Source organism: Kitasatospora sp. NPDC048298 (assembly GCF_043201465.1).
Taxonomy (GTDB): Bacteria; Actinomycetota; Actinomycetes; order Streptomycetales; family Streptomycetaceae; genus Kitasatospora.
In genome coordinates, this window is sequence record NZ_JBICYZ010000033.1 from 44,678 (window position 1) to 70,254 (window position 25,577).

The 25,577-nt window shown below is 72.3% G+C and carries 29 protein-coding genes; 16 read left to right on the forward strand and 13 right to left on the reverse strand.

The features are described from left to right. Nucleotides 1–116 precede the first annotated feature (116 nt). Nucleotides 117–1,127, reverse strand: a complete 1,011-nt coding sequence (locus ACGF0D_RS23860; protein ID WP_392919296.1) for a questin oxidase family protein — start codon at nucleotides 1,125–1,127, stop codon at nucleotides 117–119. Between the two features lie 268 nt (nucleotides 1,128–1,395). On the opposite strand from ACGF0D_RS23860, the gene ACGF0D_RS23865 reads away from it, so the two are divergent. The 3 genes from ACGF0D_RS23865 (at nucleotide 1,396) to ACGF0D_RS23875 (ending at nucleotide 3,000) form a co-directional block, all read left to right on the forward strand. Beyond that, on the forward strand, nucleotides 1,396–1,686 hold the full coding sequence (locus tag ACGF0D_RS23865; protein ID WP_392879398.1) for a methyltransferase family protein: 291 nt from the start codon (nucleotides 1,396–1,398) through the stop codon (nucleotides 1,684–1,686). Nucleotides 1,687–1,984: 298 nt separating this feature from the next. Beyond that, nucleotides 1,985–2,578, forward strand: coding sequence for a hypothetical protein (locus ACGF0D_RS23870; protein ID WP_392879401.1), 594 nt, complete (start codon nucleotides 1,985–1,987; stop codon nucleotides 2,576–2,578). A gap of 56 nt (nucleotides 2,579–2,634) precedes the next feature. After that, nucleotides 2,635–3,000 carry a hypothetical protein gene (locus ACGF0D_RS23875; protein ID WP_392919299.1) on the forward strand — a complete coding sequence of 122 codons (366 nt, stop codon included), beginning with the start codon at nucleotides 2,635–2,637 and terminating at the stop codon, nucleotides 2,998–3,000. A gap of 12 nt (nucleotides 3,001–3,012) precedes the next feature. On the opposite strand, the gene ACGF0D_RS23880 is transcribed toward ACGF0D_RS23875, so the two are convergent. The 3 genes from ACGF0D_RS23880 to ACGF0D_RS23890 all read right to left on the reverse strand — a co-directional run bounded on the left by ACGF0D_RS23880 (nucleotide 3,013) and on the right by ACGF0D_RS23890 (nucleotide 5,757). After that, nucleotides 3,013–3,645 (reverse strand): flavin reductase family protein, encoded by a 633-nt coding sequence (locus tag ACGF0D_RS23880; protein WP_392879407.1) that lies wholly within the window; start codon nucleotides 3,643–3,645, stop codon nucleotides 3,013–3,015. Nucleotides 3,646–3,791: 146 nt separating this feature from the next. Then, nucleotides 3,792–4,370 (reverse strand): carbonic anhydrase, encoded by a 579-nt coding sequence (locus ACGF0D_RS23885; protein ID WP_392879682.1) that lies wholly within the window; start codon nucleotides 4,368–4,370, stop codon nucleotides 3,792–3,794. A 211-nt stretch (nucleotides 4,371–4,581) separates the two neighbouring features. Beyond that, nucleotides 4,582–5,757 carry a PP2C family protein-serine/threonine phosphatase gene (locus tag ACGF0D_RS23890; protein WP_392919302.1) on the reverse strand — a complete coding sequence of 392 codons (1,176 nt, stop codon included), beginning with the start codon at nucleotides 5,755–5,757 and terminating at the stop codon, nucleotides 4,582–4,584. Between the two features lie 249 nt (nucleotides 5,758–6,006). Between ACGF0D_RS23890 and ACGF0D_RS23895 the strand changes: the two genes are divergently transcribed. Both ACGF0D_RS23895 and ACGF0D_RS23900 read left to right on the forward strand, forming a co-directional pair. Then, nucleotides 6,007–6,414 (forward strand): helix-turn-helix transcriptional regulator, encoded by a 408-nt coding sequence (locus ACGF0D_RS23895; protein WP_392879685.1) that lies wholly within the window; start codon nucleotides 6,007–6,009, stop codon nucleotides 6,412–6,414. Nucleotides 6,415–6,424: 10 nt separating this feature from the next. After that, nucleotides 6,425–6,841, forward strand: coding sequence for a VOC family protein (locus tag ACGF0D_RS23900; RefSeq protein WP_392879411.1), 417 nt, complete (start codon nucleotides 6,425–6,427; stop codon nucleotides 6,839–6,841). 74 nt (nucleotides 6,842–6,915) lie between these two features. Here the strand turns inward: ACGF0D_RS23900 and ACGF0D_RS23905 are convergent, their stop codons facing one another. Continuing rightward, nucleotides 6,916–7,299 carry a VOC family protein gene (locus tag ACGF0D_RS23905; RefSeq protein ID WP_392919305.1) on the reverse strand — a complete coding sequence of 128 codons (384 nt, stop codon included), beginning with the start codon at nucleotides 7,297–7,299 and terminating at the stop codon, nucleotides 6,916–6,918. Between the two features lie 168 nt (nucleotides 7,300–7,467). Then, nucleotides 7,468–8,865, reverse strand: a complete 1,398-nt coding sequence (locus ACGF0D_RS23910) for a pyridoxal phosphate-dependent aminotransferase (RefSeq protein WP_392879416.1) — start codon at nucleotides 8,863–8,865, stop codon at nucleotides 7,468–7,470. Nucleotides 8,866–9,035: 170 nt separating this feature from the next. Here ACGF0D_RS23910 and ACGF0D_RS23915 point away from each other — a divergent pair, with 170 nt between their 5' ends. After that, a complete protein-coding gene (locus ACGF0D_RS23915) occupies nucleotides 9,036–9,428 on the forward strand; it encodes a RidA family protein (RefSeq protein ID WP_392919308.1) in 393 nt (130 codons plus the stop codon). Between the two features lie 169 nt (nucleotides 9,429–9,597). Here the strand turns inward: ACGF0D_RS23915 and ACGF0D_RS23920 are convergent, their stop codons facing one another. After that, complete coding sequence (locus ACGF0D_RS23920) at nucleotides 9,598–9,753, reverse strand: hypothetical protein (protein WP_392919311.1); 156 nt, start codon at nucleotides 9,751–9,753, stop codon at nucleotides 9,598–9,600. 137 nt (nucleotides 9,754–9,890) lie between these two features. Here ACGF0D_RS23920 and ACGF0D_RS23925 point away from each other — a divergent pair, with 137 nt between their 5' ends. Continuing rightward, nucleotides 9,891–11,099 (forward strand): helix-turn-helix domain-containing protein, encoded by a 1,209-nt coding sequence (locus ACGF0D_RS23925; RefSeq protein WP_392919314.1) that lies wholly within the window; start codon nucleotides 9,891–9,893, stop codon nucleotides 11,097–11,099. Here the strand turns inward: ACGF0D_RS23925 and ACGF0D_RS23930 are convergent. Then, complete coding sequence (locus tag ACGF0D_RS23930; protein WP_392919317.1) at nucleotides 11,054–12,556, reverse strand: alpha/beta hydrolase; 1,503 nt, start codon at nucleotides 12,554–12,556, stop codon at nucleotides 11,054–11,056. The genes ACGF0D_RS23925 and ACGF0D_RS23930 overlap by 46 nt on opposite strands. Before the next feature lie 131 nt (nucleotides 12,557–12,687). On the opposite strand from ACGF0D_RS23930, the gene ACGF0D_RS23935 reads away from it, so the two are divergent. Further along, nucleotides 12,688–13,152 carry a MarR family transcriptional regulator gene (locus ACGF0D_RS23935; protein WP_392919320.1) on the forward strand — a complete coding sequence of 155 codons (465 nt, stop codon included), beginning with the start codon at nucleotides 12,688–12,690 and terminating at the stop codon, nucleotides 13,150–13,152. A gap of 314 nt (nucleotides 13,153–13,466) precedes the next feature. Here ACGF0D_RS23935 and ACGF0D_RS23940 read toward each other — a convergent pair whose 3' ends face one another. Further along, nucleotides 13,467–14,231, reverse strand: coding sequence for a hypothetical protein (locus tag ACGF0D_RS23940; RefSeq protein WP_392919323.1), 765 nt, complete (start codon nucleotides 14,229–14,231; stop codon nucleotides 13,467–13,469). Between the two features lie 360 nt (nucleotides 14,232–14,591). On the opposite strand from ACGF0D_RS23940, the gene ACGF0D_RS23945 reads away from it, so the two are divergent. Beyond that, entirely contained in the window at nucleotides 14,592–15,554 is a 963-nt protein-coding gene (locus ACGF0D_RS23945) for a phosphatidylinositol-specific phospholipase C (protein ID WP_392919326.1), read from the forward strand. Nucleotides 15,555–15,695: 141 nt separating this feature from the next. On the opposite strand, the gene ACGF0D_RS23950 is transcribed toward ACGF0D_RS23945, so the two are convergent. Then, the gene (locus ACGF0D_RS23950; protein WP_392919328.1) at nucleotides 15,696–16,157 is read right to left on the reverse strand and encodes a hypothetical protein; all 462 of its coding nucleotides are present in this window, start codon (nucleotides 16,155–16,157) and stop codon (nucleotides 15,696–15,698) included. Nucleotides 16,158–16,412: 255 nt separating this feature from the next. On the opposite strand from ACGF0D_RS23950, the gene ACGF0D_RS23955 reads away from it, so the two are divergent. Next, nucleotides 16,413–16,637, forward strand: coding sequence for a holin (locus ACGF0D_RS23955; RefSeq protein ID WP_392919331.1), 225 nt, complete (start codon nucleotides 16,413–16,415; stop codon nucleotides 16,635–16,637). Nucleotides 16,638–16,702: 65 nt separating this feature from the next. Here the strand turns inward: ACGF0D_RS23955 and ACGF0D_RS23960 are convergent, their stop codons facing one another. Together ACGF0D_RS23960 and ACGF0D_RS23965 are read right to left on the reverse strand one after the other, a co-directional pair. After that, on the reverse strand, nucleotides 16,703–17,233 hold the full coding sequence (locus tag ACGF0D_RS23960; RefSeq protein WP_392919333.1) for a GNAT family N-acetyltransferase: 531 nt from the start codon (nucleotides 17,231–17,233) through the stop codon (nucleotides 16,703–16,705). A gap of 148 nt (nucleotides 17,234–17,381) precedes the next feature. Next, on the reverse strand, nucleotides 17,382–17,876 hold the full coding sequence (locus tag ACGF0D_RS23965; RefSeq protein ID WP_392919336.1) for a hypothetical protein: 495 nt from the start codon (nucleotides 17,874–17,876) through the stop codon (nucleotides 17,382–17,384). A 639-nt stretch (nucleotides 17,877–18,515) separates the two neighbouring features. Here ACGF0D_RS23965 and ACGF0D_RS23970 point away from each other — a divergent pair. Continuing rightward, a complete protein-coding gene (locus ACGF0D_RS23970; protein WP_392919339.1) occupies nucleotides 18,516–19,178 on the forward strand; it encodes an HAD family hydrolase in 663 nt (220 codons plus the stop codon). Here ACGF0D_RS23970 and ACGF0D_RS23975 read toward each other — a convergent pair. Further along, the gene (locus tag ACGF0D_RS23975; RefSeq protein WP_392919342.1) at nucleotides 19,159–20,427 is read right to left on the reverse strand and encodes a transcriptional regulator; all 1,269 of its coding nucleotides are present in this window, start codon (nucleotides 20,425–20,427) and stop codon (nucleotides 19,159–19,161) included. The genes ACGF0D_RS23970 and ACGF0D_RS23975 overlap by 20 nt on opposite strands. 365 nt (nucleotides 20,428–20,792) lie before the next feature. Here ACGF0D_RS23975 and ACGF0D_RS23980 point away from each other — a divergent pair, with 365 nt between their 5' ends. From ACGF0D_RS23980 to ACGF0D_RS24000, 5 genes are all read left to right on the forward strand, one after another. Further along, nucleotides 20,793–21,227 carry an ATP-binding protein gene (locus ACGF0D_RS23980; RefSeq protein ID WP_392919344.1) on the forward strand — a complete coding sequence of 145 codons (435 nt, stop codon included), beginning with the start codon at nucleotides 20,793–20,795 and terminating at the stop codon, nucleotides 21,225–21,227. Between the two features lie 14 nt (nucleotides 21,228–21,241). After that, on the forward strand, nucleotides 21,242–21,793 hold the full coding sequence (locus ACGF0D_RS23985) for a hypothetical protein (RefSeq protein WP_392919347.1): 552 nt from the start codon (nucleotides 21,242–21,244) through the stop codon (nucleotides 21,791–21,793). A 596-nt stretch (nucleotides 21,794–22,389) separates the two neighbouring features. Next, nucleotides 22,390–23,970, forward strand: coding sequence for an RICIN domain-containing protein (locus ACGF0D_RS23990; protein WP_392919349.1), 1,581 nt, complete (start codon nucleotides 22,390–22,392; stop codon nucleotides 23,968–23,970). 479 nt (nucleotides 23,971–24,449) lie between these two features. Then, nucleotides 24,450–24,698: a hypothetical protein gene (locus tag ACGF0D_RS23995; RefSeq protein ID WP_392919352.1), complete on the forward strand. Its 249-nt coding sequence runs from the start codon at nucleotides 24,450–24,452 to the stop codon at nucleotides 24,696–24,698. Nucleotides 24,699–24,716: 18 nt separating this feature from the next. Next, nucleotides 24,717–25,502: a helix-turn-helix domain-containing protein gene (locus tag ACGF0D_RS24000; protein WP_392919355.1), complete on the forward strand. Its 786-nt coding sequence runs from the start codon at nucleotides 24,717–24,719 to the stop codon at nucleotides 25,500–25,502. Nucleotides 25,503–25,577 lie beyond the last annotated feature (75 nt).

Genomic DNA, 25,577 nt, shown 5'->3' on the forward strand with positions numbered 1-25,577 from the left:
GTGCCGGTTCGGAGCGCTTTGTGGCGTGCCGTGTGTGTACGGGACCCTCTGGTGGGCGCCAGCGCACAGGAAGTCGGCGGGGCCGACTTCTCGCGCGTGCGGGGCCCCTTCCGTTCTCATCTCATCGGAGCGCTCAGCTCCATGGAGCGCAGAGCGGCTGCCAGGGCTGGTGCGTCGCCGACGTCGAGGGCCGTGTCCGTCAGCTTGATGACGTGTTCGTCGCCGTGCGACAGGGCGAGTTCGAAGACCTCCTCTGGGGTGAGGCCGCCGGGCGGGGTGCAGGGGACAGCCGCGGCTGGTGCGTACATCGCGGTCACCGCCGCGGAGGCCGTCCAGGCGGCCCGCAGGCTGGACGGCCACAGGGCGTGCGGGAGGGCGGGCAGAGCGCGCAGGACGGCGTTGGGAGCCGTGGCGGCGTGGACGAGCATCGTTTCCTCGCCGTGGCCGTGGGTGGCGTACCGGTGGGTCGCCGCCCGCACCAGTTCGGTGAGGCGGCGGTGTGCGTCGGCCGGTTCCACCACTTCTGCCGCCCATACCGGCAGCGCCTCGACGCGGTCGAGCCGGGTGGGGAAGCCGCCGTCCTGGGCGGTGATGGGCGGTACCGCGTCGAGAGCGGCGGCCGCGCTGTCGCCGCCGGCCAGCGGGGCGAGATCCGTGACGGGCCGGTGGCGCGCGGCCCAGTAGCCCAGGCCGTGGGCGAGTTCGGACAGGCGGGGTTCGGTGATCTCGCCGGACAGGAGCGTGCGGACGGCGTGACCCACCCGGATCACCGGGTGCGTGGAGCCGCCGTACATGCCGGGCAGGAGACGGGGCCACCACTGGCCGAGCACATCGCGCCAGGGACGTTCGGCGACCTCGCGCTCGAAGAAGCCGATCCAGTCGGCCACGCGGCTCGGTTCGCCGAGTGCCGAACGCCAGTTGGCGGTCGTGACCGGCTCGACGCGGGACGGAAACTCCTCCAGCTTGCGAGCGTACAGGTCGAGCCAACGGTGCACCGCACGTGCCTGTCCGCGGGCGGTGAGTGCCTCGACGGCCATCGGCGCGTGGTTGGTGAGCCGCCCGAGCCGCTCGGGCCCCGAGTGGTGCAGGCGTTCGAGCGCCTCGTCCAAAGTCCCTGTGACATCCATGGCGGGGACAGTAGGCGGGAGGGTGCGGCGGGCGTAACGGGCTGGAGACGTAGGCCGGCCGGTCCCAGGACCTGACGCCACGCCGTGGTGTGCGGCGAGTCGTACGACGGATCAGCTGTTCAGCGTGGTTGTTGGTGCGGCGGCGTGCGCGGGAAGTCGGTGGGGTCGACTTCTGGTGCGGGGAGGTGGTGGGTGAGGAAGCGGCGGACGGTGGTGCGCAGGAGGGGGACGGTGGTGGTCGGGGGGAGGAGCCGATGAGGGTGTCGCGGTGGGCCGGTACTTCACCTTCACCGTGCGCACCAGCCCCGACCAGCCCGTGATCACCACCGGCCCGTACCGCCTGGTGCGCCACCCCGGCTACAGCGGCGTGCTGCTGGCCGTCGCCGGGGTCGGGCTGGTGATCGGCAACTGGCTGTCCCTGCTCGCGCTGACGGCGGCCGTCACGGTGGGGGTGGTGCACCGGATCCGGGTGGAGGAACGGGCCCTGCTGCGGGCGGTGGGCGAGCGCTACGGCGCGTACGCGCGTGGCCGCAGGCGCCTGGTCCCGGGCCTGTGGTGAGGGCCCGGTGGGGGAGCGGGCGGGGGTGTACGAGGGCCGGGGCCGCCGTCGGCACGATCGGGAAGACGGCGGCCCCGGCCCCGGTACGGGTCCGTACGGGCGGGGCATCGACCGCGATGCCCGTACGGCTGCGGTCGGGACCCATTCCACGACTTCAACAGCACTTGAAGTCAAGCCCCGCCCGAGGCGAGGCCCCGCCCGAGGGTGCCGCTCCCGGGCCGGGTAGCCTCGCTCCCGGCGGGGGCCTGCGGGGGACAGACACGGACAAGACGGACACGGAACGGGTAGGGGCGGGCGGATGACTGAGCAGCAGCACGGCTACTGGCGAGCGTCGGACGGGTCGGCGGTCAGCGCCACCCAGGCGCACATCGTGTGGACCAGGGCGGCCTATCCCGCTCTGGTGGAGGTGGCAGGCCGCTACCACGCGGTGATCAGCTACCAGGACCTGGCCGAGGCGGTGCAGGAGGCCTCCGGGGTGCGCACCCGGATCAACCAGCGGCACTGGATCGGCAAGGTGCTGTCCCTGGTGATCCGCGAGGCGCACCGGCGCGGCGACCCACCGCTGACGGCCCTGGTGGTGCACGCCACGGACGGCAAGGTCGGCCCCGGCTACCAGGAGGTGCTGGCGGTGGCCGGGCAGCCGCCGGTGGCCGCGGAGATGGACCGCGAGCAGCACGCGGCCGCCGCCCGGCTGGCCTGCTACCGGCACTTCGGCGCCGACCTGCCCGCCGACGGCGGCATCCCCGCCCTGGCCCCGCGCCTGCGTGCCTCGGTGGAGCGCAAGGCCGCCGTCGCCGCCCCGCCACGCCCGCCGGCGATCTGCCCGAACTGCTTCCTGGAACTGCCCGCGACCCGGGTGTGCGACTCCTGCGGGGCCACCGTCGCGCCGTGAGCGGGCGTGAGCGGGCGTGAGCCGGGACCTGCGGCCGTGAGCGGGGGCGTACGGCCGTGAGCGGCGCGCCCGGGTGGGCCGTGGACGCGGCGGTGGCCCTGGTGCTGACGGCCGCCGAGGTGGCGGCGATCTTCGTGCTGACGTACGCGTCGCTGCTGCGGCGTTCCTCGCGCGGCCGCCCGGCGAGCTGGTCGGACGGCGAGGCGGTGCGCCGGATCGCGGGCGCCGCCGTGCCCCCGGCCGTCGCGGCGGCGGTCTTCGCGTGGGCGCACTGGCCGGTGTCCGCCGCAGCGCAGGCGCTGCTGTCCGCGCTGCTGCTCCTGCTGCTCGTCCTCGGCCTGGCGACCACGGCCGGCCGCCGCGTCCGGGGGCGCCGGCTGCGTCAGCAAAGGCAGGAGCCGCAGCAGCGGGCCGAGGACTGAGCGGACGCCGCGTCACACGGCGGCGGGCAGCCGTCCTGGCATCTGCCAGCCCTCGGCGAGGCGGGAGGGGGACAGGCGCTGCCCGTCGCCGAAGAACTCGCAGAACTTCATGATCAGCGGGTCCCAGCCGACCGGGTCGACGTAGTGGTCGCTGCCGGGCACCAGCAGGCTCTCCTCGACGTGGGCGCGCACCACCGTCACCTCGAAGGCGGTGCACCTGTTGCCGGTCAGCGCCGTCGTCGACGCCACCCGGCACTCCAGCTGCACCGGGCACTCGGCGGCGCGCGGCGCCCGCACCAGCTCGCCGGGCACCTCGGTCAGCCCGGCGGCCTCGAACTTGCGCCGCTCGTGGCGGTAGCCCTGGCGCTGCCGGTACTCGGGGATGTGCGGGTTGGCGGTCAGCAGCGCGAGGGCGTCCACGGCGTCCACCTGCGCGGAGGACGGCAGGTTGAGCACGCACTCGCCCTCGCGCCGCAGGTTGGCGGCGGTCTGGGAGCTGTCGCCCAGGCCCAGTACGCAGGACTGGTTCAGCCACCACGCCGAGGACATCGGCATCAGGTTGGAGCTGCCGTCCTCGTTGCGGGAGCCGATCAGCACCACGGGGGTGCCGAAGTACAGGACCTTGAGATCGATGACCTTGTGCACGGGAACTGCCGTCCTCGGGAAACTCGGGAAACGAATCGTTGCTGGTCACGACTGTGCCGCCGCCCGGGCGAGGGCGCTGGCGGTGATCGGACATCCAGTTCCGGGACGTTCCCGGAGTTCCCGAGGACGGGGCAGGGGACCCGCCGTCAGCCCACCGGCCCCCGGGCGGCGACCAGCCGGGCCCGGCCGTCGCGCAGCCGGTAGGACAGGCCCACCACGGCCACCTTCCCCTCGGCGATCCGCGCGGCCAGCGCCTGCGAGCGCTCCACCAGCAGGTCCACGGTCTGGCGGATGTGCTCGTCCACGATCCCGTCGCTGTCCTCGATGCCCGCCGCCTTGGCGGACAGCACGCTCGGCGTCACCCGCTCCACCACGTCCCGGACGAAGCCGCCCGGCAGCTGTCCCTGCTCCAGGGACTCCAGCGCCGCCGCCACCGCACCGCAGGAGTCGTGCCCCAGCACCACCACCAGCGGGCAGTCCAGCACGCTCACCCCGTACTCGATGCTGCCCAGCGCCTCCGCGCCGGTGACGTGCCCGGCGGTGCGCACCACGAACAGGTCGCCCAGGCCCTGGTCGAAGATGATCTCGGCGGCCAGTCGGGAGTCCGAACAGCCGAACAGCACCGCGAAGGGCCGCTGTGCCGGGGCGAGCGCCGCGCGGCGCCCGGCGTCCTGGTTGGGGTGCTCGGGGCTGCCCGCGACGAACCGGGCGTTGCCCTGCATCATCACCCGCAGCGCCTGGGCGGGGTCGGTCAGGAAGTCGTCCGTCGGGCCGTCGAGCGGGCGGGGCTCGGGGTCGGGTATCGGTGTGGGGATCATGCCAGCACCCTAGATCGCCGCAGGTGGAGCCCGCAGCAGGGGGTCACGGGGCGGACGGCCGCAGAGCGGGTGCCCACGGGGGGTACGAGCGGGCGTTCGCGGGCGTACGGCCGGGTGCTCACGGGCGTACTGCCGGGTGTCCGGGGGCGCGCCGCAGGGCGAGGACGGTGACGTCGTCGCGGCTGCGGCCGCCGCTCCAGCGCCGGGCCCGCCGGTCGAGGGCCTCGGGCAGGGCGTCGGCGGGGACGGCGGTGAGGTCGGCCAGGCCCTGCTCGACCGGGTAGAACGTGCCGGAGGCGTCCTGGGCCTCGGTGATGCCGTCGGTGAGCAGCACCAGCACCCCGTCCCCGGGCAGCGCGAAGCGCCGTACCGGGCGCGGCTCGCCGGGGCCGGCCAGGGAGGCGAGACCGAGCGGGATCCCGGCGTCCAGGGGGACGGGCTCCACGCGGCCGTCCGGGCGCAGCAGGTAGGGGGAGAGGTGGCCGCAGTTGACGGCCCGCACCTCGGTGGCATCCCCGCCGCCGTGGCCGTTCCCGCCGGGGCTACCCCCGTCGCCGTCGCCGTCGCCGTCGCCGCCGACGCACAGCACGGTGGCGGTGACGAACCGTTCCTGCTCGCCGCTCTGCACCGCGTAGGCGTTGTGCCGCTCCACCGCCGCCTCCAGCGCGTCGGCCACGGCGGGCAGGTGCGGCTCGCGGAAGGCCGCCTCCCGGAAGGCGCTCAGCACCGCGAAGCCCGTCCCGATCGCGGGCAGGCCCTTGCCCTGGACGTCCCCGACCAGCACCCGGGTGCCGTGCGGGGTGTAGGCGACGTCGTACAGGTCGCCGCCGACCATGGCGTCCTCCTCCACCGGCCGGTACAGCCCGTCCAGCCGCACGTCCGGGGTGGTGACGGGCAGCGGGCGCAGCAGCTGGCGCTGGAGGGCCACGGCACTCTGCCGCATCCGGGACAGCTGCCGCTCGCGCCGCACCCGCCGCGCGCACAGGCCGATCACGGCGGCCTGCGCGGCGATCACGACCAGCAGGGTGCCCAGACGGGCCGACAGGTCCCCGGGCGGGTACAGCACCGAGTGGACCACGATCACGGCGGTCACCCACGCCGCGGCGGCCACCGTCTGGGCGACGGTGCCCAGGCCCGCCAGCAGCGCGGGCAGGAACACCAGCAGCAGCACCAGGCGGGAGCTGGTGCCGCCGGCCACCACCTGGACGAGCACCACGGCGGCGGTGGCGGCCAGCACGGCGAACGCCACCGTCCCGTTGCCGGGGGCGCGCGGGGAGGTGCTGTTGCTGTCCACCCGCCGCCCTCTCGCCGTGATCGTTCCTCCCCAGGGTGGTCGGCGCGGCGGGGCGGGCGCGAGCGGGCTGCGCCGGGCGGGGGACACCGCCTGTCGGTGCGGGCCGGTACGGTGGCCGGTGTGTCGCCCCCGCCCACGCCCCCATCCCCGGCCTCGCCCGCGCCTTCGTCCGCGCCCGCGCCCTCGCCGTCCTCCGCCGGCCGGGTGCCGCTCGACGACCTCGTACGGCTGCGCCGGGCCCGGGACCGGATGGACCGCGAGTACGCGCAGCCGCTGGACGTGCAGGCGCTGGCCCGCACCGCGCTGATGTCCTCCGGCCACTTCTCGCGCAGCTTCCGCGCCGCGTACGGCGAGACCCCGTACAGCTACCTCATGACCCGCCGGATCGAGCGGGCCAAGGCGCTGCTGCGGCGCGGGGACCTGAGCGTGACGGAGGTGTGCATGGCGGTGGGCTGCACCTCGCTGGGCTCCTTCAGTACCCGCTTCACCGAGCTGGTCGGGCAGAGCCCCAGCGCCTACCGGGCCCGCGACCACGAGCAGGGCGCGGCGATCCCGGCCTGCGTCGCCAAGGTCCGCACCCGCCCGGTGCGGCGCCCGGACGCCAGGGGGGCCGAGGGGGCTCACGGAGCCCAGGGCGCGGGCGGTGCCGAACGGTAGCGTGAGGGGCATGAGCATCGAACTCGCGCAGTGCTTCATCGCCGTCGACGACCACGACCGGGCGCTCGCCTTCTACCGCGACGTCCTCGGCTTCGAGGTGCGCAACGACGTCGCCTTCGAGGGCATGCGCTGGGTCACCGTCGGCTCGCCCGACCAGCCCGGCGTGGAGATCGTCCTGGAGCCCCCGCTGGCCGACCCGCATGCCTCCGAGGCCGACCGCCGGGCCGCCGCCGAACTCCTCGCCAAGGGCCTGCTGCGCGGCGTCATCTTCCGCACCGACGACTGCGACGCCACCTTCGAGCGGGTGCGCGCGGCCGGCGCCGAGGTCCTCCAGGAGCCGATGGACCAGCCCTACGGGGTGCGCGACTGCGCCTTCCGCGACCCGTCGGGCAACATGCTGCGCTTCAACCAGCCGCGCGCGAAGTAGCCGCGCACGAAGCGGCCTTCACGGCGGCCGGTCGAAGGCGTACGGCCGGTCGGACGGCCGAGGCGTACGGCGGCTCAGACGGGCTGGAGCCGGGTGCGCAGGAGGCAGAACTCGTTGCCCTCCGGGTCGGCCAGGACGTGCCAACCGGCGTCGTCGGGCTGGCCGACGTCGACGGGCTTGGCGCCGAGCGCGAGCAGCCGCTCCAGCTCGGCGTCCTGGTCGCGGTCGGTGGGGTTGACGTCGATGTGCAGCCGGAGCTTGCCGGGCCGCGGCGCGCTGTTGGGGATGAAGAAGAGGGTGGGCTGCGGGCCGCCGAAGCCGGTGCCGGGCGGCCCGATCTCGACGCAGCCGCCGCCCTCCCGGCCGACCTCGACGTAGCCGAGCACCTCGCTCCAGAACGCGGCGAGCCGCTCGACGTCGGCGGCTTCGATGACCAGTTCACTGATACGGCATGCCATGGTCCGTCAGCCTACGGAGATCATCGGACGGCGCAAGCGATTTGATCATCGGGCGGCGCGGGCGGCGCGGGCGGCGCGGGCGGCGCGGGCGGCGCGGGCGGCGTGCGGGAGGACACCCCGCACGGTGCCCTGGTGCACCGTGCGGGGTGTCCGGTCCGGGGGTCGGGTTCAGCCGTTGGCGGGCTTGAGCTTCGCGAGCGAGGCGGCGATGTTGTCGACGGCCTGCTCGACGTGCTCGGGGGTGTCGGCGGTGTAACACAGCCGGAAGTACCCGGGTTTGGGGCAGTGCATCTCCCCGCCGGGCAGCAGGGTGACGCTCGCGTCCTTCGCCAGGTACGCCCCCAGGAGGGCCTCGCGCTGGTCGATCTCGTGGTTGATCGACACCAGGTCCGGGGGGAACGCCTTGTCCAGGTAGGCGCTCAGGTCGAGCAGGAAGAACTGGGCGGCGTTGCGGGACTTCTCCTTCTCGCCGACGTACGGGATCTTCTTGGCCTGGAGCCTCTTCGCGGTGCGGTCGAACGCGCTCCTGAGGAGCTTGGCGTACTCCGCCATGAGGGTCTTGGGGAAGTCGCTCGGCCTGCCGTCGTCGGCGACGAACAGCTTGCGCACGTAGGCGCTCTTGAGGGAGTCGAGCGGTCCGAACCAGGCCAGCGACTTCAGCGTCTCGTCGCCCTGCATGACCTTGCGGACGTCGTTCGACTTGGAGACGAGGAAGCCGATCCGGAAGCCGGACAGCCCGAAGTCCTTGGTCAGCCCGTACACGAGGTGGATGCGGGCAGGGTCGGTGCGGTAGGCGTCCGTCGACAGGACGCTGTGGAAGCCGTCGGTGTCGGTGCTCTGCGAGAAGGAGTAGATCTCGTCGGAGACGATGTGCATCTGCTTGTCCAGCGCCCACCGGCAGACGTCGTCCAGCAGCTCCTTGCCGTAGTTGACGCCGAGCGGGTTGTGCGGGTTGGTCAGGACCAGGAGCTTGGGCTTGGGCTCGGAGGCGGCGTCGTACGCCCTCTGCAGGGCGGGCACCGACAGCGTGAAGCGGTCGTCCCCGTCGAGGCGCACGGGCACGCACTGCAGCCCGGGCCGCTGCTCGAAGCACCACAGGAAACCGGGCCAGAACGGCGCCGGCAGCATGACCCGGTCGCCCGGCTTCAGCACCCCGCCGTGGATCAGCCCGAACGCCAGGCACTCCAGGGCCCCCGAGCCGCCGGCTGTGGCGAACACGTCCTCCTTCGGGTCGATCCCGTCCGGGAACCTGAGGTTCAGGAACCTGGTGATCGGGTCGAGCAGCTCCTGCACGCCGTAGGGCGGCAGCGCGTACTTGGCGTCCTGCTCCGTCAGCTTGATCTTGGAGAAGACGTGCTCGTTCAGCAGGTCGAACAGGAGCACGTTGTTCGCGATGCCGAGGTTGTAGACGTATTTCGGGACGATCTTGTCGTAGTAGGCCAGGCGCTCCTCGGGATCGGCGATCCGGTGCAGGCGCGCCATGGCCAGCGCCTGCTCGACGCTCGCGACGAGTGCGGCGGCGTCCACGTCCTGCTCGGTGTCGCTCCTGGCGATGCTCTGGGTCATTGTCCGTACCTCCGTGCGGGTGTGTGCGGGGGAGTGGGCCGGGCTTCCTTTGTCTCCTCTCCCCGCGGATTCGGCCCGCGCTGGTAACCCGCGCGGATGAGACCGAAGGCCCCGCCCGACCCGCCCGTGATCACGGCCCGATGCGCACCCCCGTGCGGCACCATGGTCCGATGGAGAGCACTCGACAGACAGTCAGTTCCGGCTCGCCCCTCGAACCGCGGATCGGCTTCTCCCGGGCCGTGCGCAAGGGGGACTACGTCGCGGTCGCGGGAACCGCCCCGATCGGCGAGGACGGCACGACCGCCGGCCAGGGCGACGTCCACGCCCAGACCGTCCGCTGCCTGGACATCGCCGAGGCCGCCCTGCGGGAGGCGGGCGCCACGCTCACGGACGTCGTACGGACCCGCATCATGCTCACCGACATGAGCCAGTGGCGGGAGGCGGCGCGCGCCCACGGCGAGCGCTTCGCGCACATCCGGCCGGTCACCACCTTCGTGGAGGTGTCGCGCTTCATCGACGAGCGGTGGCTGGTGGAGGTCGAGGTGGACGCGGTCATCGGCTAGCGGGCGCGGGCGCGGGCGGCGGGCGGCGGGCGGCGGCCACACCGCCGCCCGGCACACCCCGGGCGCTGCCGCGGATCACCTTCTCGCACGGCTGACGGGCGCCTCGCGTGCCCCGCTTGCCCCTGCCCCGGCGGTTCGCCGGGGGCAGGGGAGCCGGCGGAGGGGCCCACTAACGACGCAGGGCGAGGAAGGCGGTCAGGGCACTGACCGCCGGGCCGCCGAGGAGCAGGACGGCCAGGTGGCGGGGGCGGGACCGCAGGGTCAGACGGAAGCCGCCCACACGGAACTCCAGGAACGGGCGAGCGGGGCGTTGCTGTCGGGGCATGGGGATCTCCGTGGATGGGACGACTCTCGGTACAGCGCCCATCACAATGGTCCGCACGGTGGTTGTGTCAGGTCGCAACCACGACTTGCGGTGGGGGAGCGCAACTTGCCGGCGGTGCAACGCGAAGGGGGAACGGCGTGACACGGGACCAGGCGCCCGTACGGAGGGGACTGGCCCCACTGGACGAGCGGCTGTCGGAGCCGGAGCGGCGCTGTGCGGAGCGCCTGCGGGACTTGAGGGAGCGGATCGGCCTCACCTCGGAGGAGTTGGCCGAACGGCTGAACGGGGAGGGGATCCGTGTCGACAGCACCCGGCTGTCGAAGTTCCTCAACGGCCGGGAGGTGCCGCGCCGGGAGATCGCCGTCCAGCTCCACCGGCTGGTGGCCGAGCGCGAAGGGGAACCGGTCGACGCCGACGAGCTCGCGCGGACCCGGGCGGCCATGTATGCGGCGGCCTGTGTGCGCAGTCCGCTGCAGGCCCGCGAGTTCGAGCTCGCGACCGCCCGTGAGGACCTCTGCCGTCACCGTGCCCGGGCCGTCCAGGAACTGGCCGATCTCCGGAAGGAACTCGATGGTGAGCGGCAGCGGCGGCAGGAGGCGGAGAGCGCGCTGGAAGACCTCGACATCCGCAGCCGGGAGGATGTCCGCGTGCTGACCGGGGAGCGGGATCTCGCGCTGGAACGCATCGAACAGCTCGAGCACCAGATCCGGCAGGCAGGAGCCGTCCTCAGGCTCCGCGAGAAGGACGTCGAGACGCTCGACCAGCTCGTGTGCGTCACGGACGCCGAACTGGTCCTCTGGGAGAACGGCAGCCCGGGGGGCCTGGCCGGGATCCGCACGACGATCGTCCACCTGCGGGACGCCGACGAGGACGAGACTGCCGAGCGCCTCATCGAACAGATCGCGCGCGGCCACTCCGTGCGGGATGTCATGCGCCTCGTCGGCGAGTTCGACGCCATGCGCCGCGTGTACGACAGTGCCGACGTCGAACGGACACTGGCCCGGCTGCGAAATCCCGTCGACCTCTTCCACTGGCTCTCCGGCGAGGGTCACGAGAGCCCGGCGCGTTCGGGCCTGCTGACGGCGATGGCCGCCTTCGCGCCGGCCGAGCACCTGGTCCGGCTTCACAAGGCCTGTGTGGAGCACGGGTGTTCGGAGCTGGACCAGGCGCTGCGGAAAGCCGTGGTCACGGAGGGGCGGGTGATCCCGGAGACCATGGACGACGTCTGGGCCGAGGACCTTCGGAAAGGACTGGCCGTTCTGAACAGCTGGGACGGCTCGTTCATGGCCGCCCCCGCCGCTCAGCAGACGGTGTCGGAGGCCGGCAGCGCGCCCGTGGACAGGTAGGTGTCGACGGCGCTGTCGGCGCAGGGGTTGTAGGCGTTGAGGTAGAGGGTGTGGACGCGGCCCGGGACGGTGAGCAGGCGGGAGCCCGGGAGGCGGGAGTGCAGCGCGAGGGCGCCCTGGTAGGGGGCGTGGGTGTCGCCGGTGGCGTGGAGCTGGAGGGCGGGGACGGCGTTGCGGACCTCGACGGGCGGCTCCTGCGGGGTGGTGCGCCAGGAGGCGCACGGGGTGGGGGCGTTGTAGACCGGGCCGAACAACGGCTGGGTGGGGCGGGAGCGTTCGATGGCGGCGCGGTACCACGCTGCCGAGCGTGGCATCGCCACGTCGTCGCACAGGATGCCGATCGTCGACGAGAGGCCGGCGCCGGCCTCCGGGTCCGGGGTGAGGAGCATCGTCAGCAGCTGGTGCAGGGCCGGGCCCGCCTGGACGGGCTTGCCGTCGGCGGCGTCCAGCAGTTGGCGCAGCACCTCCGCGTAGGTGGCGTTGTCGCGGTCGTCGCTCTGGCAGACGGCGAGCAGCACCGGCAGCAGGGCCCCGTCGAGGTGGAAGCCGTCGACGGCGATCGGCGCGGCCTCCGCCCGGCGCGCCAGCGCCTCGACGGTGGCCCGCACCGCCGCCGGGGTGGCGCCCAGGTGGTGGACGGCGTCCTGCGGGGCGGCCCAGGCGGCGAAGTCGTCCAGGGCGCGCTCGTTGGCGCCGGCCATGTCCTGGAACGCCCCGACGCCGTACCGCGCCGGGTCGAGGGCGCTGTCCAGCACCAGCCGGTCCACGCGCTGCGGGAACAGCTGCGCGTACACCGCGCCCAGCAGCGCGCCGTAGGACTGGCCGAAGAAGGAGGTCCGCTGCTCGCCCAGCGCGGCGCGCAGCACGTCGACGTCCCGGGCGGTGTTGCGGGTGGTCAGGTGGGGCAGCAGGTCGGGGTACTTGGTCCAGCAGGCGTCCGCGTCGGCCTTGGCCAGGCGCCAGGCCTGCTCGAAGCCTGTTCCGGTGCTGCCGGTCGAGCGCAGCCAAGTGCCGCGCGTCAGCCCGCAGTTAAGGCCGCCGCTGGCGCCGACGCCGCGCGGGTCCATGCCGATGATGTCGTAGGCCGCCGCCGTCCCGGGCGCCAGCCGCTCCCGCAGCGCGACCGGCAGGTCCAGCCCGCGCTCGCCGGGGCCGCCCGGGTTGGTCTGGAGGATGCCGCGGCGCCCGGCCGGGTCGGCGGACCTGATCCGGGAGACGGCCAGGGAGAGGGTGCGGCCCCGCGGCTCGCGGTAGTCCAGCGGGACGGTCAGGGCCGCGCACTCGGCGCCGGCGGCGGCCAACTGCGGCTCCTGGCAGGTGGACCAGGCGAGCGGCTGGCGGCGGAAGCGCTCCAGCGGGTCGGCGCCGGACGGTATGGAGGAGGCCGGGGCGGCCGCGGTGAGCACGGTGGCCGCGGACAGGGCGAGGGCGCTGGCGAGCGCCGGTGCGGTCTTCATGTCGGCCAGCCTAGAAGGGAGTTGACGGACGCGGGGGCCGGGCTCGCCGGATCCTCCTTGACCTCAAGGCGACTTGAGGTCCTACGGTCGGTCGTGTCCTGACGATCAGGGAAGTCGAAGGAGTACCGGACATGACGATCGAGACGTACGAGCCGCAGGTCATCGCCGCCCAGCCCATCGGAGCCTGGACCGGGCAGGTCTACCGCCTCCTGGTGGTGGAGGGCCTGCGCGGACAACTGGCGGTGGAAGGCCTCACCCAGCCGCACTGGTGGACGCTCAACCACACCGCCGGCCGCCCCGGCGGCTGGACCCGCACGGCCCTGATCGAGCGGCTCACCCCCTACGACGACCAGGACACCGCCTTCGACGCCGTCTTCGACGACCTGATCGCCCGCGGCTGGCTCACCGAGGACGCCGCCGGGGCCCTCACCCTCACCGAGCAGGGCGAGGCCGGGCGCCTGCGCGCCCGCGAACGCAACCTGAAGGTCAACGAGCGCGCCCACGAGGGCATCGGCACCGACGAGTTCGTGACCACGGTCAACGTGCTGCGCCGCATGGTGGCGAACCTGGGCGGCAACGGGAACCTGCCCGCGTGATGGTGCCCGGCGCGGGCGGAAGCGGATCGACGGGCCACTCGACGGGCCACTCGACGGGCCGCTCGACGGGCCGGGTTCGCCCGGGTGTGGAACGGTGGTAGCCCGGGGCCGTCCCGGTTCGGGTGTCCCGGTTGCGAGAGGAGTGGCCATGTCGTCGAAGCGCCGCCGCAAGAAGAAGGCCAGGGCCAGGCGCGGGGCCAACCACGGCCGCCGCCCCCAGTGCTGAGCCGCGGCTGAACGGGTGAGGGCGCCCGGCCCGGCCCCGCAGGCTGGTCCGGGAACCCGTCATCCGTCACCCGTCCTCCGTCACCCGTTCAGAGCCGTCCGCGCCCCAGGAACCCGCCGCGCGCCACCTTGTGGTACTGGCAGTGGTCGACCCAGTCCGCGCCGAACGCCAGTTCCAGGACCGTGCCCCGCCCGCCCGCGCGGGCCTCGTCCAGCAGCTGCGCCGCGTCCGCGTCCGGCGGGGTCTGCTCCAGCACGAAGAGCCGGTTGATGTACGGGCCCGCCGGGATCGGGGCCCGGGACGGGATGCCGGGCCGGTCCCAGGTCAGCTTGGCGCCGGGGCTGGACAGGCAGGGGGAGTGCATCCGCCAGCCGTCGGCGTCGATGCCGCCGTCGCGGTACCAGCGCAGCGCGTGGTCGAGGCTCCCTTCCGGGTCCGGCCCCTGGCCGTGGGCCCGCCAGTCGGCCACGTTCGCCGCGGCGATCCGGGGCAGGACGTCGAGGATGTCCTCCCGGACGACGAAGTAGGCGCGGGCGTGGATCCGGCAGACCAGCAGCGTGTCCCTGGGGTGGTCCCGGCCGTGGAAGGTCGGGCGGGTGGACTGGTCCAGGACCTGGGTCAGCACGTGCTCGACCCCCTCCACCGCCCCCAGCGCCTCGACCAGCCCCCGGAACCGCTCCCGCTCCGCCGCCCGGGCCGCCCGCGCCGTCGGCGAGTTGATCAGCCTGAGCTTGCGCCGCTCGGTGGGCCAGCTCGACGCCCGCAACTCCTGCGCGCCGTTGAGGAGCGGGTTCACCAGCATGCCGACGAGGTAGACGAGGTTCGTCGCCACCTTCTCCAGGAAAGCCTTCACCAGCAAGGGTCCTCTCGGGTCGCACGCGCGTCTGCGCCCACACCCTGTCCCGCCCGCACCCCGCGCCGCAATCCGCTGCCGTACTCAACTCCCCTCCGTGCCCGCCCGATTGCCGAGCGCGTTCGCCACCGGTGGGCGGGGGCGCGCCACGATGGTGGCGACCGCTCTGCGACCGGTCGCCGTCACTGCTGCCGCCGCTGCCGCCGCTGCCGTCGGGCGGACGTCGGCGGGGTCGGGCAGCGTACGCTCCGCGGGCCGATCGTGGACGATGAACCGGCTTGGGGCGGCGACCCGTTGGAGTCGGAGAGGAAGATGCTCAAACCCGACCACCATCAGGGCCCCGTCCCGGAGGTTTCTTGCATGCCGATCAACCGTAGGACCCTGCTCAGGGGCGCAGCGCTCGCGGCCACGACCGGTGCGCTGGGCGTCGCCGGCTCGGTCGCGCCGGCCTCCGCCGCCCCGGACCGCCTCGTCCACCGCCCCACCGACAGGTGGATGTCGCTGCTGGGCGACAACGTGAAGCTGTCGCAGCTGACGATCCCCGGAACCCACGAGACGTGCGCGCTCTACGACGGTGGCGCCTTCGGTTTCGCCCAGTGCCAGGAGTGGCGCATCCCCCAGCAACTCGCGGCGGGGGTGCGCTTCCTCGATATCAGGTGCCGGGTGATGGGCGACGTCTTCACCATCCACCACGACAAGATCTACCAGAAGATCAACTTCGGTGACGTGCTGAACCTGTGCATCGACTTCCTGAAGGCGAATCCCCGCGAGACGATCATCATGCGGGTCAAGAAGGAGTACACCGAGGGCCAGGACTACCGGTTCAGCGAGATCTTCAACTACTACATGGACGGCATGGACGGGAAGGGTAACTACCGGCCGTGGTTCTGGCTCCCCAAGGCCGGTTCGCTGCCCACCGGGCTGCCCACCCTGGGCCAGGTGCGCGGCAAGATCGTCCCCATCATGTCGGACTTCACCTGGGGTGACGGGCGCTACGACCCCCTGCGGTGGGGAGACCGTGACCGGATCTGGCTGCAGGACCAGTGGAACGACGGCTCCAGCCGCAAGGTCCAGCGGGTCAGGGAAGGGCTGGACACGGCGTTCTACGGCCAGGACGACGGCAAGCTGTACCTCCACTTCGCCAGCTCCAGCAGCTTCCCGGAGACCCCGTACCAGATCGCCAAAGTCGTCAACCCCTCCATCAAGGACTACCTGACGCCGCGCATCTCCCAGCGCGCGCACTACGGCGTGATCGCGATGGACTTCGTGGACGAGCGCAAGGACCTGCTGCAGATGATCGTCGACTGGAACTTCGGGCTCTGACCGTCCCTCTCCCTCCGTCTCTCCCGGATTCCGCCCCGGCCTCGGTCCACCCGAAGCCGGCGGCGGGGAACGGCGGTTCGGGCCTTGTGGTCGGGCCCGGACCGCCTGGTCGGCGCCGGGGCGGGTCAGCGTCGAGGCGGGTCAGCGTCCGAGGTGATCGGCCAGGGCCTCGATCGTGCGGCGCCGCGCCGTGTACAGCGACACCGCGGAGCCGTCCGCGAAGTGCAGCCGGAACCTCGCCATCGCCTGCAGTCGCGGGCGCCGCTCCACCCGCAGGACCAGCTGCCGCGGCGCGTGCCACACCAGTTGGCCGGCCTTGCGGACGTCCAGCGCCGTGACGAACGCGGCCCGGCGGTCCGTGACGGCCAGCAGCCTGGTCCGGGCCCCGCCCGTGGTCGCCGGAAAGCCGCTCGCGATGCTGCCCGACTGCCCTGCCACCGCGCCGAGTTGCCCCAGCTTGTTGCCGACCCGCGCGCCCAGCCCGTCCCCGACGCCGCGCGCCCCGGCCACCGGTACGACGGTCGCGAGGTCGAGCAGGTGCTCGCCCGGTTCCAGCAGCGGTTCCACGGCCTTGCGGTAGCGGTTCATCAGAGATTCGGTCATGCCCGTCAGGGTAGACGGGCAGGTGGGAGGCCTCAGTGACGGGCCTCTGAGGTGTGCGCGAGGCCGCCGGATTTTCTTCTGCCGGACCGTCGTCGAATCCGGCGGCGTGAACGTGTACATGAGGGGCGGCAACTCCCCGGCGGCGTCTGCCGCATGCCCTCCGACCCCTGACAGCCGACCCCGACGCAACGCCCGCGCGACCGTCGCGCGCAGACCGTGCACCACACCGGCCTCCACCACGAAGGAGTCCTGATCATGCAGAAGTTCATTCTCGACCTGGTCGAGCGCACCGTCACCACGTACGCCGCGGCGTTCCTCGGCCTGCTGCTGGCCGACAAGTTCGACCTGACCTCGATGGGCGCGCTCAAGGCGGCGGCGGTCGCGGCACTGCCGGCCGCCCTGAGCGTGGTCAAGGGCGCGGTCGCGACCCGCGTCGGCGACCCGGCCTCCGCCGCCCTGCTCGCCCGCCCCCGCGAGTAGCCCCGACGGCGCAAGCGCCGAGCGCCCCGGGCCGCCGCCCGGGGCGCTCGGCGCGGCTACGGGATTCAGCGAGTCGGACGGATCATCACGCTCAGCCGGGGCGAATCCGGCGTGGGCTGCTGGGTGTTGAACGCCCGGTACCCCCAGGTCTCGTAGACGCGCTGAACCCTCCCGTCCCCGGCGAGCGGGTTCACCATCAACAGGACGCGGCCCTCGGCGCGCCCGGCCAGCAGCGCGTCGTGGATGCGGCGGGCGGTGCCGGTGCCGCGCCAGGGGGTGCGGACGCCGATCTCCTTGACGGCCAGGGCCGGGGTGTCGGTGAAGCCGTGGGGGAGGGGGTCGGCCATGCGCTTCCAGTACCGGTCACCCGCGTCGACGGTGTTGCCGTAGGCGTACCCGACCGGTAGTTCGCCGTCGTAGCCGAGGACGAGCTCGAAGCCCGGGTCGACGGTGTGCCGCTCGAGGCGTTCGACGAAGGCGGCGAGGCAGTAGTTCGGCAGGTGCAGCAGCGGGGCGCGCACGTCGGCGTAGACGTCCAGCAGATCCTGCCGGACTTCGGGGGTGAGGGCGGTGTGGTGGCGGAGTTCGACGCTCACGGGGTGGCCCTCCAGGTGGCATGGGTGTGGGCGGTCCGGGGCCGGCCCCTTGCCAGGAGCCCACTGCCCAGCGGAGGACCCGAGACGGTCCGCCGAGAAAACCGACGGACCGTCATGAATCATCGAGGCCGTTTCGCCGTCCCGGAGCCTAGGCCAGATCGAGGAAGAACGTGGTGTTCGGGGCGCCGCCACCGTTGATCTGGCAGTTCACCGTTCCCCCGGGGGCGGTACCGGTGCCGGGGACCATGCGCAGGTAGACGCCCTGGAAGTTCGCGGACACGAAGGACATCGAACCGCCGGGCTGAGGGGCGATGATGAACTTCTCGGAGCGCCCGGCGCCGGACTGGCAGTTCACCGTCCCGCCGATGGGCGCGCCGGCGGAGATCGTGCCGGCATCCATGCGCAGGAACACGTTCGGGTAGGCCGCCGACTCCACGGCATACGTGCCATCGGGCTGCGGCTGGAGCAGGAATACCGTGAAGTCATTGATGCCGCGCTGGCAGTTGACCTTCCCCCCGCCGGGGGCGGTGGGGGTGACCACCCCCATCCCGTCCATGCGCAGGTAGACATTCGGAACGGACGCCGACTGGATGACGATCGCCGCCCCGCCGAGCCTTGTGAGATCAGAAGTCGAAAGTGGCATGCTGGATTCTCCGTAGGTCTGGACGTGTCGCAGTCGGCGCCGCCATCGGCGGCCTTTCCGACGCTGGATGCCGGGTTGGCGGGACGGATCCGTTTCAGGGCGCGAAGCCTCGAACGGCAGGAATTCCTCGGATCGAACTCTGCGGCTTCGCCGGCTCCTTGATCCACTTCTCGGGAAACGGAACCGGTCAAGCGACAGGACACGGCAGCAGCGCCGCCGCCACCACTTGGGCCCCCACCCCTCTTGCCGCTGCCGCACCCGCAGGCTCAGGACGCACTGTATTTCGGTGGGCACACAGTGTCCAGACGCAAGCTGAATCTCGCCCTCCGGATCGGCCTCGCCGGCCCGCCAGCCACCGACAGCCACCGGGCAGTGCGCTCACCCTTCTTGGCGGTGCGTCAGTGACTGCTCAGACGAGCCGGCAGGGCCGCGGGGCGCGGGGGCCTCCGGTGGCCGGGCCAGGTGGCTTCCGGCGGTGGAGCCGGCTGGAGGACTTCGGTTCAGAGTTCGCCGAACTCGGTGGTGCTGCCGTAGGTGTCGAGGAGTTCCAGGGCAGCCTCGCCAGTCATCGTACGACCAGGGCCGGAAGGACTTCGGCGAGGACGCCAGGGGACGTCCTCGCCCTACTAGGCTGCGGCTATGACGATCAAGGCTGTGGTGTTCGACGTCGGAGAGTGCCTGGTCGATGAGACCCGGGAGTATGGCACCTGGGCCGACTGGCTGGGTGTGCCGCGGCACACGTTCGTCGCCCAGTTCGGCGCGGTGATCGCGCAGGGCCGGGACTACCGGGAGACCTTCCAGATTTTCGCCCCCGGCTTCGACCTCTACGAGGAACGCGAGAAGCGAGCGGCCGCCGGCCGGCCGGAGACGTTCGGCGAGGATGACCTCTACCCGGATGTCCGGGGTGCCTTCGCCCGACTCCGGGCGGACGGCCTGTGGCTGGCGATCGCCGGTAACCAGACCGTGCGGGCCGGGGCGATCCTTCGCCGGCTGTTCACCGACGACGTCGACCTGATCGGCACCTCTGACGACTGGGGCGCGAGCAAGCCGGACCCGGCCTTCTTCGAGCGCGTCGCCGAGGCGGTACCCGCCGAGCCGCGAGAGATCCTCTACGTCGGAGACCGACTCGACAACGACGTGCTCCCCGCCCGAGCGGCGGGGATGCGGACAGCGCTGATCCGGCGCGGCCCGTGGGGCTGGATCCAGCAGCATGATCCGGCCGCGGAGCAGGCGACGTTCCGGATCGACTCGCTGGCGGAACTTCCGGATCTGATCGCCAAGTTCAACGCTGGAGCGAGCTGAGCGTCGCCGACCAGGAATAGAGGCGGTCGTCCACGCGTTGGACGGCCGCCGTGTCCTGCCACGGGGTGAGCGCTCGTCGGGCCTCGCGCACGCGTTCCATGCCGGTGGCGTACCAGGTGACGGCCAGTTGGTCGAGGGCCTGTTCCAGCAGGGCACAGGCCTGCTCCGGTCGCCGGGCCGCGGCCTCGACCGACGCGAGGTCGCCGAGTACGACGACGCGCTGCTTGCCGTCGGTCTCCGGGAGTTCGGCGAGCGTCTGCTCCAGTGTGGTCCGGGCTTGCGGGAGCAGACCGGCCCGCAACTCGGTGTTGCCACGGAACGCGTGCAGCCGGGTGGCCGAGAACCAGGTGAACCAATCGGGCGGCAGAACGTCGCCGCCAGCGGCCAGCACGTCCTCGGCGTGCTGCAGCAGGGCGAGAGCGCCGCGATGGTCGCCGCATCGAGTGAGGCACTCGGCCTCGACTGCGTCGAGCCAGGCCAGCACGTCGGCGGATGCCGGGGCCCGACGAGCATAGGTGCGGGCAGCATGCATACGTTCCCGCGCGCCGTTGAGGAGGCCGGCCCAACCGGGTACGAACGCGCTGTGAGCGAGAATCGCGGCACCGAGCAGGTTGTCGTCCGCCTCGCCGGCGGCCTGGAGCGCGCGAACAAAGGTCGTGTCGGCAGCATCGGGCTGCCGCAGGTCGAAGAACTCGATTCGGCCGAGTAGCAGCAGCGACTCGGCCAGGGCCGAGGCCAGCACCTTGCGGGCCACTCCGTCTGTCTCGCCGAGCAGCACGGTGCCGAGGTCGGCATGTGCGGCCACCGTTGGGTGCAGCGCGGCTGGTGCCGTGGACAGGTAGAGCCGGCGGTGAGCTTCGGTGACTATGGCGTAGTCGGCGCCGACCGTCCCTGGCTGGTTCCCTTGCGGTCCGTGTGGCCGAGGCAGTGCGCCGCGGAGGGCCGTTGACGTTGTGCGGGGCGTGGCCGCAGGTGTGGCAACGGTCGAGGTCGTGGGCTGGGAACGGTTCCAGGGGGCACGGAAGCCCAGGTCTTCGATCGGCTGTCGTAGGACGTGGGTCAGGAGGCGTTGGTAGTCCTCCCCAGGCCAAGGAGGGGTGTCGGATTCCCAACGGCGGATCTGGCGCACGCTGACGGAGACGCCGCGAAGGCCCAGCTGTTGGGCGGCCCGGGTGAGGGCATCGGCCAAGGCCTGCTGGCTGGCGTAGCCGGCGGCTTGCCTGGCTGCTTTGAGCGCGGTGTTGGGCACAGTCTCCTCCGCACATGCCGATGGTGAGTCAACTCTAAAGGACTCGCAGGTCGTTTTGGGGACTCCTCGGTCCTATGGCGGACCAATACGTCCTCTGAGTGTCCCTCAAGAGTCCTCTGTAAGGCCTTCAGGACGTCCTTCTGGCGAACGATGATTGATCCTGTCACCGCCGGTGATGCCGGATCACTGACCGTAGGTTTCGCGTGCTTGAGGCAGAGCAGCCACATGCTGGCTCGGCGCGGCGATCTCCCTGCGTCCGATCGGGTCTCCAACGCCACGTCGCCTGGTGGCGCCACGTCAGACACGTACAGCGTGATGTCGCGCTCCTCTCGCATGCTCTCTCTCCGCTCTCTTCGAGGTGCCCCATGCTCATTGCCCGTCGCCCCCGCATGTTCGTCGCGCGCCTCGACTCCTGCGTCGAATCCACGCCCCTGGCCCGGTACATGCTCCGCGCTTACCTCTCTGGGCTGCCCTCGGGCGAGCGTTACGGCGACACCGCCGAACTGCTGCTGGGTGAGTTGTTCGCCAACGCCGTGCAGCACTCGGACGCGCCCGACGACCGGCACATCGAGGTCCGCTTCTCCCCGGTCAACTCCCGTCTGAGGGTCGAAGTCCACGACGCCAGCTCCGGGCACCCCGCCCTCCGCGTTGCGGCCCCGGACGACGAGCACGGGCGCGGTCTGTTCCTCGTCAATGAGCTCGCCGAGCGCTGGGGCTGTGCCTCCCGGCCGGGCGGGATCGGCAAGTTCGTCTGGGTGCTCGTCGCCCGCATCCCCGCCCCCGCGCTCGTCACCGTCTGAAAGCCCGAGCCCCCATGAACCTCTCAACCCTCGCCCGCCACACCCTCTCCCGCGGCGCCACCCCCGCCGCCACCTACACCCTCCTCGCCCGCCTCGGCCACCAACCCCTCCCCGTCGCCCGAGCCGTCTGCCTCGCCCTCGACATCCCCCACGCCGAAACCACCCGACGCCTGGCCGACTGCCACGACGCCCTCCTCACCGACCCCCGCCCCAACTCCGAGAACGACACCGGCGAACTCCTCGAAGCCCTCGGCGTTTTCGACGTCCCGGTCGCCCTCGACGCCACCGGCCGCGCGGTCGTCGACCTCCTCACCACCGCCATCGAGGCCATCGGCGGCATCCGCCCCGGCCACCAGCACGGCCTCACCCGCTGGTTCACCACCGGCAACCTCACCGCCGCCTACCTCTCCCTCGCCGCCACCCACCCCCTGCCCCGCACCGGCGACCCCACCACCTACTGGACCACCCTCACCACCGCCGGCGAACTCCTCACCACCACCCCCAACCCCGACCCCCGCCTCAAATACGCCCTCACCCACTGCCGCACCCAAGCCACCCGCACCTGAAGGTCCGTGGCGCGCGGGAAGTCGGCCCCGCCGACTTCCCGCGCACTGGGTAACGGGCTGGTGGGGAAGCACTGCCGTCAGGTCGCCTCTGCGAGATGGCGGTGGTTCAAGTCATGACCACAAGCAGGGTCGTTGGCTCGAAGTACTCCTGATGCATAGTCAGAACAAGCCAAGGCGCGACTGGTTTTGACCGTCGAGCGAGGAAAATCGGAAGATGACACTCCGCTCGTGACTGAGCTGTGTAGATTCCTGCTTGGTTCGGGGGCGGCGCAAGCTGCCACCCGCCTAAGGGAGTTCATTCACCGGGCGCGCCGCCCTGTCCGTCCCCAAGCCCGCACCGCGAGGCGAAGGCCGGAGGGGCAGCAGCCCGCAGTCTTCGGGGAGGAAGCACCATCGCGACGACGGCGTCTGCCGCGCACCGGCGCGGGCGGTGCCTCGCACGCCGCATCCGCCTCCCGCACCCACCCCCCGCACGCCCTACCGCGAGCCGAACCGTGCACCGACCATGGGCACGCGAACCGTGACCGACCGCCGCCGAGCGCCCGCACCCGTGTCGATGCCCGGTCGCGGCCGGCGGCCCCACCGAGAGGACCTCGATGGCCATACCCCTGCGCACCCGCCTGACCCGACGGCTCGCCGCGCTCGGCACGGCGCTGCTCGCCGTGCTCGCCGTCGTCCCGCTCGCGGCGGCCCCCGCCTCGGCGGCGGTCACCGCGAGCCCGATCTGCCTGAGCGGCACCTTCCAGTTCGACTACCAGAACGCGGAGGAGGGTCCGTCCAAGCCCACCCGGACCAAGCCCGTCCGCAACGCCAACGTCGAGCTGTGGGGCCGCGAGAAGGCCGGCGACACCGCGCACGTGCTCGGCAACTACGGCCTCACCGCCGTGTCCGACGGCGGCTTCAACCTCTGCTACACCCCCACGACCACCACGACGATGGACAGCATGTGGGTGCGGTTCTACTCCGAGAGCACCAGGATGTGGAGGGTCCTGACCCCGGACATTCCCGCCTCCCACTACACCGTCGACTCGCCGGTCCAGCAGAACGTCTCCGCGAGTGTCTCCCTCGGCGTCATCAAGCCCCCGGCCCAGACCTCCCGGGCCTGGCACGTCCTCGACACCCTCAACCTCCTGTGGTGGGGCCGCAACAACCCGGTCAGCGCCTGCTGGAGCGCCCGCGAGCCGGACAGCAACTCCTGCGTCGAGCTCACCGTCTTCTGGAGCCCCAACTCGACCAGCGGTCCGGTGTACGAACTCGACAACACCATCTACCTTCCCGCCGCCGACCCCGACTCCGAGCACATCGTCCTGCACGAGGGCGGCCACTTCCTGATGGACCGCCTCTACGGCGGCATACCGCGCGAGGGCATCTGCGCTCCGACGTCCCCCTGGGCGGCCAGCACCCGCCCCTGCGCCTGGGTCGAGGGCTTCGCCAGCGCCGTCGGCGCCTACCTGCTCGGCGACAACCGCTACGTGTGGGCGGACGGGAGCAGCACCGAACTCGCCTACGGCAACGGCTGGGACAACGGCGACGCGGTCTCCGGCAACGTCGCCGGTTCCCTGCTCGACCTGTGGCGGAAGGTCGACGGGGGCTGGCAGGGGACCGCCAAGGCGATGCTCGACCACACGTCGTCCACGTTCGCCGACTACTACAAGACCGTCCGCCCGGCCGCCGTCCCGCCGCTGGCCACCACCGGCACGACGCTCGACCTGCTGGCCAAGCACACCATCTACTACGGGCCCCTGCCCGTCGGCGACGGCCGGCCCCACTTCCTCTCCAACGGTGGCTTCCTCGTGCTGTCGCACCAGACCAGCGGTTGCATGGTGCTCCCCGGCGCCTACGCCACCATCTCCGGCAAGGGCGCGTCCGACCTCGGGCAGCAGTGGCGGCTGGACGCCAACGCGGACGGCACGGTGCGCATCCACGACGGCTGCAACCCCTCCCTGTCCCTGACGTCCAGCGGCTACCCGAGCTACCGGGTCACGGTGAAACCGTCCGACGCGCAGTCCGCTTCCCAGAAGTGGCAGGTCACCCGGAACGACGACGGCAGCCTGAAGATCACCGACCCGAACACCGGCTACGTCCTCGACACCCCCAGCAACGAGTCCGGCAAGGGCGTGATGCTCTCGGCGCCCTCCGCGACCAGCGCCACCCAGCGCTGGACCACCCGCGACTGACCTGACGTCCACCGCGCGGCAAGCGCGCCGGGGAAACGCGCCGGAAAACGCAGAGAGACCGCTCGGGCCACCAGGGCCGGGCGGTCTCTGCTGTTCGGACGGACCCATGCGCCAACACGGCCCGCTGCCGATGATCCCGATTGTTGGAGTGAACAGCGCCCCGGGTTCCGAACCCGCGAGTCCGGATGACGCCGCACTCCGAATCGTCACATCCAGCCAGGAGGCCTCACAAGGGCGCGCTGCACAAAGGCGCATCAAAATTCGGTTTCAGTTCGCTGAACTGTGCTTCTCTGGTAGAGCATTCACGAGATTGCGGCGAGTGGCCGGGACCGTGGCGCATCAATCTGCGCGATGTTCACCGAACCGATTGGGATTCACCCATACGCCTGACAGAGTGTGAGGCCACCGGGCACCCCGTGCGACGCCAACCGCACAAGTGCCCGCCAGTTGGAGTGGACAGTGATATGGAGGACTCCTCGATGAAGAGGAACCGGAACAAGCGCATCCGCACCCGCACCCGCACCGCCCACTGCGCGACGGCGGACCCGGTACCGCCGCGCCCGCACCACCCGCGCCCGTACGGGACGGCCGTGGTCGTCGTCGTGGTCGTCCTGGCGGTCACGCTGGCCGCCGCCCTGGTGGCGACCGGCATGTCGGCCGGAGCGGCGCTCGAACTGGCCACCGGCGGCTGCCTGTTGGCCGCCAGGCTCCGACGGGAGCGGGCCTAGGAAGAGCGCCTGCCAGCGATGGGACGCCGAGAGAACCCGATCGAGGCGACCGAGCCGGCGCTGGGCCGGCTGGCCGCCTGGCTGCGGGAGCAGCGCGAGCAGGCCGAGTTGACGTACCGTCAGCTCGCCGCTCGGACCAACTACCACCCCACCACCCTGCAACGGGCCGCCGGCGGGCACTCCGTGCCGAGCTGGAAGGTCGTCGAGGCCGTCGCCCGCGAATGCGGCGGCGACCTCAAGACCGCCCGGCGCAAGTGGGTCCAGGCCAACTACTGGGCCCACGTGCCCCGCCCCTCGGGCAGCCGCAGACTGCGCGCGCCCCGGCGGATCGACCCCGAACAGGCCGACTCCTTCGCCGACCTGCGCCGCGCGATGCACGAGATGCGCCGCAAGGCCGACTGGCCCTCCCTGCGGGAACTGGACCGCCGGGCCCGCGACCGGGGCGGACGCCTGCCCTCCAGCACCCTGGCCATGGTCCTCAAGGGCGAGGCCCCGCTGCGCAAACCCGTGTTCCTCGCCTACATGGAGGTCTGTGGGGTCAGGGAGGCCCGCCGCGCCCTGTGGGCGGCGGCCTGGGACCGGACGAACAACGCCCGCACCCCGCTGCCGGTCAACTCGCGTACGCACCACAGCGAGTTCGCCCGGGCCATGCAGTCCTCCAGCGCCGGCACCTCGACGGACATCCTGTTCCGCCTGTGGGTGACCCTGCGCAACAGCCTCGCCGCCGAACGGGACGAGGGCCCCGGACACCCCGCCGCGGCGGGCCGCGAAGGCACCGACGACAACCCGCCGGTGCTCGTGTGACCCGGTCCGCGGCCGGGGCGCGCCACCCGCGCCCCGGCCGCGGACCGGCACCCACCCGCGCCCGGCCGCGGACCA